The 1,266-nt window shown below is 63.3% G+C and carries 1 protein-coding gene; it reads right to left on the reverse strand.

Going from position 1 to position 1,266, the window contains the following annotated elements:
- Window positions 1-143: 143 nt before the first annotated feature.
- Complete coding sequence (gene leuB / locus EOA22_RS34020; protein WP_127390634.1) at window positions 144-1,247, reverse strand: 3-isopropylmalate dehydrogenase; 1,104 nt, start codon at window positions 1,245-1,247, stop codon at window positions 144-146.
- Window positions 1,248-1,266: the final 19 nt, after the last annotated feature.

Consider the following 1,266-nt stretch of genomic DNA (forward strand, 5'->3'; position numbering starts at 1 on the left):
CGCCAAGCCATTTTCGTGACGCAGACAGGGCCCGGTCGGCATCGAGAGGCCGTTGCCGATAATGTTCCGCCATCTCGCAAAGCATGGCCGCGAGCGTCGTCGCGTCCTCGATCGTCGCCCAGCGGACGTCGACCGTCACGGTATCAGCCCAGGAATTTGGCGATGATCGCGTCGCCCATCTCAACCGTACCGACCTCGGTCATGCCATCGGACATGATGTCTTTCGTCCGCAGGCCCGCGTCGAGCACGGCGGCGATCGCGCCTTCGACGCGGTCGGCTTCATCGACCATGCCGAAGGAATAGCGCAGGCACATGGCGAAGGAGGCGATCATGGCGATCGGGTTGGCAATGCCCTTGCCGGCAATGTCGGGCGCCGAACCGTGCACCGGCTCGTACAGCGCCTTGCGCTTCTTGGTCTTGGCGTCAGGCGCGCCGAGCGAGGCCGACGGCAGCATGCCGATCGAGCCGGTCAGCATGGCGGCGATGTCGGACAGCATGTCGCCGAACAGATTGTCGGTGACGATGACGTCGAACTGTTTTGGCCAGCGCACCAGCTGCATGCCGCCGGCATCGGCCAGCATGTGGTCGAGCTTGACGTCGGCATAACGCGCCTTGTGGGTCTGGGTGACGACCTCGTTCCACAGCACACCCGACTTCATCACATTGCGCTTTTCCATCGAAGTGACATGGTTCTTGCGGGTCCGCGCCAGCTCGAAGGCGACGCCCGAAATGCGCTCGATCTCGAACGTGTCGTAGACCTGCGTGTCGATGCCGCGCTTCTGGCCGTTGCCGAGGTCGATGATCTGCTTGGGCTCGCCGAAATAGACGCCGCCAGTCAGCTCGCGCACGATCAATATGTCGAGACCTTCGACCACCTCCTGCTTGAGCGAAGAGGACGCTGCCAGTGCCGGATAGCAGATGGCCGGGCGCAGATTGGCGAACAGCTCCATGTCCTTGCGCAGCCGCAGCAGGCCGGCTTCTGGGCGCACTTCATAAGGCACCGCATCCCATTTCGGACCGCCGACGGCGCCGAACAGCACCGCGTCGGCCGCCATCGCCTTTTCCATGTCGGCATCGGAGATCGCCGCGCCATGCGCGTCATAGGCACAGCCGCCGACCAGCCCCTCATCGGTGGCAAAACCGCTGCCGAGCCTGTCGTTCATGACCGCGATCAGTTTCTTGACCTCGGCCATGGCCTCAGGACCGATGCCGTCAACGCGGTGCAGGAAAAGATCCTTCGTTGCCATGGAGAAACTGTCCTGGAAC

This window comes from Mesorhizobium sp. M7A.F.Ca.US.014.04.1.1, from assembly GCF_003998745.1.
Classification (GTDB): Bacteria; Pseudomonadota; Alphaproteobacteria; order Rhizobiales; family Rhizobiaceae; genus Mesorhizobium; species Mesorhizobium ciceri.

Bases quoted from the DNA above. Each gene is read 5' to 3' on its own strand.
- leuB (WP_127390634.1), bottom strand. From the start codon at position 1,247: ATGGCAACGAAGGATCTTTTCCTGCACCGCGTTGACGGCATCGGTCCT.